Raw genomic sequence first — 7475 nt, 5'->3', positions numbered from 1 at the left:
GATACCTCTTCACCAACAACTTCAATTTTAACAATAGTTGCAACTTCAGACCCCGTGTCAATAAACAGTGAAACTGCTTTAGTTTCTTAAATTCTAGGCAAAACTTCTTGTTACAAAGTAAGCGCTCGGAAGCCGGTATTCTTATTATACCAATTACAGTAAATAGCTAATCTATTTTACTGGTTAAAATAACTCACTTCTGCGTTGTAAGTTTTGTAAAGGGAACAACCATTTACGTCAACTTACGCCTTAAATTTAGCTATTTTCCTGCGCAAAATTTAGATCACATACTTAATGTAATCGGTATTATTCAAGTTATTAAGGGAAGATACCTCTTTACCAACAACTTCAATTTTAACAATAGTTGCAACTTCAGACCCCGTGTCAATAAACAGTGAAACTGCTTTAGTTTCTTAAATTCTAGGCAAAAAAATACCCGCTCAAAAGCAGGTATTTTTGTTATTCAAATTGTTAGAGGAAGATTACTCTTCGCCAACAACTTCAATTGTAACAATAGTAGAAACGTCTGAATGCACAGAAACTGCGATTTCATAAGTACCCGTGTTACGTAAAGCGCCTTCAGGAAGACGAACTTCACTTTTAACTACAGCAACACCAGCAGCCGTGATTGCGTTAGCAATGTCACGTGTACCGATTGAGCCAAATAGTTTACCTTCATCACCAGATTTAGAAGAGATAACAATCGCTTCTAAGGCTTCAAGTGTAGCTCCACGCGTTTGTGCAGCAGCAAGGTTGGCAGCTTGCTTAGCTTCTAATTCAGCACGACGTGCTTCAAAAGCGTCTAAGTTTGCTTTGTTTGCTGGTACAGCTTTTTGCTGTGGGAAAAGAAAGTTACGTGCGTAACCTGCTTTAACACTTACTTTATCGCCAAGTTTACCAAGGTTAGCAACTGTATCTTGTAGGATAACTTCCATAATATATAGCTCCTATTTACTTGTGTAAATCTGTGTAAGGGATAAGTGACAAGTAACGTGCACGTTTGATAGCGCGCGCTAGTTGACGTTGGTATTTCGCACATGTGCCAGTAATACGGCTTGGTACGATTTTACCACTTTCAGTGATGTAATTCTTTAATGTAACTACGTCTTTGTAATCAATTTCGCTAACACCTTCAGCAGTGAAGCGACAGAATTTACGACGGCGGAAGTAACGAGCCATGGTATTTCCTCAAATTTGTTCTATGTACTGAGCGTGCAACACCAGTTTGCCAATTTTGTTGGCGCTTTGTTGATAAGTGATAAAACCACTTACTCTAAGTTGCATACCTTTCGATAATTTATGTTTTAACTGAACGGCAAGTTTTCCACTTATTACAACAGGCATATAACAAAATGCGTTGCGTGGTAGCTCAACCTCTTTCTGCACTGAGCGATGTTCGATTGTAAAATTACAATGTTCAACACCACTTGGACTGACTTTAAATGTAGGCTTTTCAGTTACTACACCCGAGAGTCGCAAAAAGTTTTCAGTCACTAGGTTGCTTATGCTTGAGCAGTTGCTTCAGGCTTAGCTTCTGGGCGCGGAGCACGAGGAGCACGTTCAGCACGTTCTTCTTTTGCTTTTGCTACTACAGATGCTTCAGTCACAGCAGTTTTAGTACGCATGATCATATTACGGATCACAGCATCGTTGAAACGGAAAGCAGTTTCCAAATCATCGATTACTTTTTGCTCTGCTTCAATGTTCATAAGAACATAGTGTGCTTTATGCAGTTTGTTGATTGGGTAAGCCAGTTGACGACGGCCCCAGTCTTCTAGACGATGGATCGTACCACCAGCTTCTGTAATAGATGCTGTGTAACGTTCGATCATACCATTTACTTGTTCACTCTGATCTGGGTGAACCATAACTACGATTTCATAATGACGCATATAAAAATCGCTCCTTACGGGTTAGTAGCTTCTTAACTTGGATCAGCCGTACCAAATAGAAGCAAGGAACAAAAAGAGTGGCTGATTTAAGGCGACAAATTATACAGTTTAATGTGAACTAACGCAAGTTAAGTTTACCTTTACACTTTAACCATTGCATCTACTTATGAACAACTTAGAATAGTGGTTCTTATCATTGTAATTTGAGTGTGGTGTCGTGGTTTCTCGTTGGTTTTATATTTTATTAGCAAATGTCGCGGTGTTAGTTGCCAACGTTTGGTTATTTACTGATAAACCATTGCCTGTGCAATCGAATAACAGTGAAATTATCTCTACGCCTACAACACCTCTGCCCATCAATGCATTAACTGATGAGATATCATCCCTTGATAGTTTTCATTTCTCATTCAATGATCCTTTCGCGCCACAGCAGGAAGATTTGCAGCCTCAGCTTGATATTGCAATAGAGAGCATTGCCCAAAAAAATAGCGCGCTTAAAAAAGAGAGGCGAGCATACGCGCTACAAAATAATAAAATTGCATTATTGAGTGATAAAAATAGAAGATTACAACAGAAACTTGTTTTATTCGCAGAGCAATTAAGCGCGAATAAAATACAATTATCACAACAAAATCAGAAACTAGAGCAATTCATCTTGGTGCTAAAAGATGAAGAAAGTGGTCAATTTCAAACGGATATTGGACTGGTTAAAAAATCGATACAATATCAGCCAGATCTAGTGAAAATTCAATCGGCTAAAAAAGCCTCTAGCACAGAAAATTCAGCAGAAGATGCCACAAGTAAAGATGTTTTTATTGAAGATAAACGCTTATCAGGCTCTATTGAGTTTGGCTTTAACTATGAGCAAGACAATCAAGTGACCAAACAGATAAAAGGACGCTTGATTTTAGATTATGATGAAACAGATAAATATAATATCAACAGTGATTTAGATTTTGAATTTGAAAATGAAGATGATGAGATGAGTACCGAAAAGTACCGTTGGCAGTTACAGGTAGATTATAATTTAGACCCCACTAACCTCATGTTTGCGCGTAGCGATATAAGTCGTAGCCAATTTTCAAGCTATGATCAAGAGGATATATTTACCGTGGGTTATGGGCGCATCTTTTTTAATACCGTCAAGCATAAATTTAATATCGAAATAGGTCCTGGTTATCGTTTTGCCGTGCCTAATATTGGTGAAGATGCAGTTTCAGTGGATGAATTTATTGTGCGTACACGTTTGAACTATGAGCGTATTGTCACTGAAAGCTTGCAAGTGAAATTAGATGCAGTATTAGAGGCGGGACATAATAACAGTGTTTATAGTTTAAACTTTAAAGCACAAAACCGACTCTACCAAGAGTTATACTTGATTTTTGATCTGGAATATAAGTTCACCCAGAATGTGCCCGTGGATACAGTTAATAAAGAAGTGGTTAGTGGTTTGAGTCTATTGTATGCGTTTTAAAGCTACTGATAGTGATGTCCATCAGCAGCTATAATGTTTTAACGACGCTGACGAACCACTTCAAACAAACAAACACCTGTTGCCACAGAAACATTCAAACTAGACACTGCACCTGCCATGGGTAGTTTAATTAGTTCATCACAATGCTCTCGCGTTAAACGGCGTAATCCTTTACCCTCCGCGCCCATTGCAATGGCAATACCACCTGCAAATTTACAATCGTAAATATCTTGTTCGGCTTCACCTGCAGTGCCGTATATCCAGATGCCTTTCTCTTGTAGGTTGCGCATACAACGCGCCAGATTAGTCACATGAATCAGGGGTACTGATTCCGCTGCGCCACAAGCAACTTTACGTACAACGGGTGTAAAGCTTGCTGAGTTATCTTTAGGGATAATCACCGCGTGTACACCTGCTGCATCGGCGCTACGTAAACATGCACCTAAATTATGCGGGTCAGTGACACCGTCTAAAATAAGTAAAAATGGAGGCTCATTTAATTCATTGAGGATAGGGTCTAAATCGTTATCGGTTAATACTTTGGCAATTTTAATACGTGCCATAATACCTTGGTGTTGCTCCTCTTTAGATTTTTCATCCAGTGCTTTACGTGACATCTGTTGTACGGATATTCCCCACTCCTGTGCTTTGAGGCTGATGTCGGTTAAACGTTGATCATCACGACCTTTAAGGGTGTAAATTTCTATCACACGTTCAGGTTGCAACTCTAATATCGCGTCAACGGCATGCATGCCATAAATTATTTCACTTTTACTCATCTTACTTATCTCTTTATAAAAGAGGTGAAAGCAATGTTTCACCTGCTAATGTTGTTTATCTATTATATTATTTATCTATTATTGTTGGGCTTAGCATTCGTGCGTGCTGCTCGACTTGCTTTTTTGCCGGTTGCCGTTGTTTTTTTCTTTTTAGAAGAAGCCGTATTCTTTTCGCCTTGTGTTACTTTTCTTTTAGGCTTTTTCTTTTGTTTGTTCGCCGCTTTTCTTTTTGCAAGCTCTTCTTCTGTTAGTTTTTTACCTGCTCTCTTAATATTTTTCTTGGGTTTTTTAGACGGTTTTTTCTCAGACTGCTCATTAGGCTGATCGGCAGACTGTTCATTTTCTTGGAGATCTTTCTTATTACGTGCACGTTTATCCATCGGGCGATCTTTATCACCTTTTTTAAAACCACGTTTACGCTGACCTGCTAACGCTTCATCTGCTAGTTCAAAATCGATCTTTTTATCGTCTAAATTAACCGCTAATACTTTCACTTCTAACACATCACCAATACGGTAAGTACGGCCTGTGCGTTCGCCTTTAAGGGTTTGCTTGCCAGCATCGAAGATATAATAATCGCTTAATAAACCCGTCACATGTACCAGTCCATCGATATGAATATCATTTAAACGTACAAAGAAACCAAAGTTTGTTACCGCCGCAATGGTGCCAACCATCACATCACCAATATGGTCTTGCATATATTCACATTTCAAGGCATCAGCTACATCACGTGTTGCATCATCAGCACGACGCTCTGTCATCGAGCAATGCTCACCTAGCTTGCCCATTTCACTGTGTTGATAATGGAAACCACCTGTTTCTGTCCATTTCGATTTAAGCTGGCCTTTCTCTTGGTGTTTAACCAAGTATTTAATCGCGCGATGTAAAATTAGATCAGGGTAGCGACGAATCGGTGAGGTGAAGTGTGAGTATTCACCTAATGCCAAACCAAAGTGACCTAAGTTTTCATCTTGATAAACCGCTTGTTTCATCGAACGTAGCAACATGGTTTGCAGTAGTTCGCTATCTTCACGGCCTGCAAACAGTTCTGCTAAATCTGCGTAATCACGCGGTGCAGGTTTATCTCCACCACCAAGGCTTAAACCAAGCTCACCCAAGAATGAACGGAAGTTTACTAATTTTTCTTCACTCGGTGTTTCATGCACACGGAACAGTGCCGCCGCTTGTGCTTTTTCAATCAAGCGTGCAGAGGCAACGTTTGCCGCGATCATACACTCTTCGATGATCTTGTGTGCATCGTTGCGTACTAGGGGTTCAATGGATTCAATTTTACGGTTTTCATCAAAGATGAAACGTGTTTCTAGTGTTTCAAACTCCATACCACCACGGATTTTACGTGCTTGTTTGAAGGCTTTGTAAAGCTTTTCAAGCTCTTCTAAATGAGGGACTAATGGGTTGTATTGCTCACGTAATTCTTCATCGCCTTCCAGGATTTTAGCTACTTTGGTGTAGGTAAAACGCGCATGTGAACTCATTACTGCTTCGTAGAATTTGTAATTTTTTAGATGACCATCTTTACCAATGACCATTTCACTGACCATACACAGGCGATTAACTTGCGGATTGAGAGAACAGAGACCATTTGATAATACTTCGGGTAACATGGGGATGACTTGGTCAGGGAAATAAACCGAGTTACCACGGTTGATCGCCTCTTTATCTAAAACAGTGTTATGACGTACATAATAACTGACATCAGCAATCGCAACCCATAAACGCCAGCCACCGTTTGGCTCTTTTTGACAAAAAACAGCATCATCAAAATCACGTGCATCTTCACCGTCAATCGTAACTAAGGGCAGTTCGCGTAGGTCCACACGGCCTTCAATCGCGTGATCAGGCACAAATTCGCCAAACACTTTTAGTTCTTTTTCTAACTCTTTAGGCCATTCGTGAGGAATGTCATGGGTACGCAAGGCGATTTCAACTTCCATGCCCGGTTGCATATCTTGGCCTAATACTTCAGTAATTTTTCCCAGTGCACTAAAACGTGCTTTGGGGCGTTTGAGTATTTCAACGACTACAATTTGGCCGTGACGTGCACCACCGTTGTTCTCTTTATTAATCAGAATCTGCTGGTTAATGCGAGAGTCATCAGGGATCACCATTGCGATACCATCTTCAACAAAATAGCGACCCACAATCGTTGCTGTGCGCGCTTCAAGCAGGCGAACAAAACGTGCTTCAGTACGACCGCGTGAATCTACTTTCACCGGCTGCGCTAATATCTCGTCTCCGTGGAAAAGAAAACGCATCTGGTGATTGGGTAAAAACAGATCTTTTTCTTGATCGGGGCTCTTTAAAAAACCAAAGCCATCTTTATGACCAATCACTTTACCTTTTACTAGATCTAGTTTCTCAGGCAGGGCGTAAGTCGCATTACGACACCAAACTAGTTGACCATCACGCTCCATCGCTTTTAAACGGCGACGCAGACCCTCTGCTTCCTCTTCACTGTTTAATGTAAATGCCTTAAACATGGCGTCACGCGTGATCGGCTTTTCCTGTTGTTTTAGGTACTCTAAAATGAATTCGCGGCTAGGTACTGGATGTTCGTAAGTTTGTGATTCTCTTTCGAGATGCGGGTCTTGTGTCATAATGAAGGCTCTTAATAATGTAGTTACTGAAAGTATATCTGAAAACAGTGAGATCACCCTATTTATTAACAACCAGAGGAAATCAAAGGGGCGGAGTATTGAAAATCAGTTGCTCTGACCCTTTTGTGTGGGTTAACTGTTCGAACAATAAGCAGTTAACATCTATTTTCAGAAAACAGTCAAAAAAGAGTAGACAGAAATCCAAAGCTTCAGTAATATTCGCGCCACGCTAAAGACGTGAGCACCCGTAGCTCAGCTGGATAGAGCGTTGCCCTCCGGAGGCAAAGGCCACAGGTTCGACTCCTGTCGGGTGCGCCAATACTTCGGTTGACAATGATTCAATTCTTTAGTTTATAGTGGCGGATGTAGCTCAGTTGGTAGAGCCCCGGATTGTGATTCCGGTTGTCGCGGGTTCAATCCCCGTCATTCGCCCCATCTTTTCTCGATGTAAAACAAGATATTTGGTGATTAGCGTAGCTTAGTAGCTAATATCCAAAGCCTTTGTCCACTGGACAAAGTCTAAATAAAAAATTTCGGTGATTAGCGCAGCTTGGTAGCGCACCTGGTTTGGGACCAGGGGGTCAAAGGTTCGAATCCTTTATCACCGACCACATTTAGAAAAGCCCGCTAGATTTAATTATCTAGCGGGCTTTTTGCTTTTTAGAACCTTTAATAGAGAAATTAGGGGCGTTCACTGGCTCGAATCATT

General features: G+C 40.6%; 7 protein-coding genes and 3 tRNA genes. 4 read left to right on the top strand and 6 right to left on the bottom strand.

Annotated features, from left to right (window positions below; genetic code table 11):
- Positions 1 to 482 precede the first annotated feature (482 nt).
- Genes rplI through rpsF form a run of 4 tightly spaced genes read right to left on the bottom strand, consistent with a single transcriptional unit; the run spans position 483 to position 1892 of the window.
- Positions 483 to 935 carry a 50S ribosomal protein L9 gene (rplI, locus tag G322_RS0115890; RefSeq protein ID WP_022942711.1) on the bottom strand — a complete coding sequence of 151 codons (453 nt, stop codon included), beginning with the start codon at positions 933 to 935 and terminating at the stop codon, positions 483 to 485.
- 16 nt (positions 936 to 951) lie between these two features.
- On the bottom strand, positions 952 to 1179 hold the full coding sequence (gene rpsR / locus G322_RS0115885; RefSeq protein ID WP_022942710.1) for a 30S ribosomal protein S18: 228 nt from the start codon (positions 1177 to 1179) through the stop codon (positions 952 to 954).
- 9 nt (positions 1180 to 1188) lie between these two features.
- The gene (priB, locus tag G322_RS0115880) at positions 1189 to 1494 is read right to left on the bottom strand and encodes a primosomal replication protein N (RefSeq protein ID WP_022942709.1); all 306 of its coding nucleotides are present in this window, start codon (positions 1492 to 1494) and stop codon (positions 1189 to 1191) included.
- An 8-nt stretch (positions 1495 to 1502) separates the two neighbouring features.
- Complete coding sequence (gene rpsF, locus G322_RS0115875) at positions 1503 to 1892, bottom strand: 30S ribosomal protein S6 (protein WP_022942708.1); 390 nt, start codon at positions 1890 to 1892, stop codon at positions 1503 to 1505.
- A 217-nt stretch (positions 1893 to 2109) separates the two neighbouring features.
- Here rpsF and G322_RS0115870 point away from each other — a divergent pair, with 217 nt between their 5' ends.
- The gene (locus G322_RS0115870) at positions 2110 to 3366 is read left to right on the top strand and encodes a DUF481 domain-containing protein (RefSeq protein ID WP_022942707.1); all 1257 of its coding nucleotides are present in this window, start codon (positions 2110 to 2112) and stop codon (positions 3364 to 3366) included.
- A gap of 38 nt (positions 3367 to 3404) precedes the next feature.
- Here G322_RS0115870 and rlmB read toward each other — a convergent pair whose 3' ends face one another.
- Positions 3405 to 4145, bottom strand: a complete 741-nt coding sequence (gene rlmB, locus G322_RS0115865) for a 23S rRNA (guanosine(2251)-2'-O)-methyltransferase RlmB (protein WP_022942706.1) — start codon at positions 4143 to 4145, stop codon at positions 3405 to 3407.
- A 71-nt stretch (positions 4146 to 4216) separates the two neighbouring features.
- Complete coding sequence (rnr, locus tag G322_RS0115860; protein ID WP_022942705.1) at positions 4217 to 6766, bottom strand: ribonuclease R; 2550 nt, start codon at positions 6764 to 6766, stop codon at positions 4217 to 4219.
- A gap of 241 nt (positions 6767 to 7007) precedes the next feature.
- Between rnr and G322_RS0115855 the strand changes: the two genes are divergently transcribed.
- The 3 genes from G322_RS0115855 (at position 7008) to G322_RS0115845 (ending at position 7377) form a co-directional block, all read left to right on the top strand.
- Positions 7008 to 7084 (top strand) — tRNA-Arg (locus tag G322_RS0115855).
- 41 nt (positions 7085 to 7125) lie between these two features.
- Positions 7126 to 7201: transfer RNA gene (locus G322_RS0115850), tRNA-His, on the top strand.
- Between the two features lie 99 nt (positions 7202 to 7300).
- Positions 7301 to 7377: transfer RNA gene (locus G322_RS0115845), tRNA-Pro, on the top strand.
- Positions 7378 to 7475 lie beyond the last annotated feature (98 nt).

This window comes from Psychromonas hadalis ATCC BAA-638, from assembly GCF_000420245.1.
Classification (GTDB): Bacteria; Pseudomonadota; Gammaproteobacteria; order Enterobacterales; family Psychromonadaceae; genus Psychromonas; species Psychromonas hadalis.
Note: the sequence above shows the minus strand (reverse complement) of the source record. Positions and strands in the feature narration are given on the sequence as shown.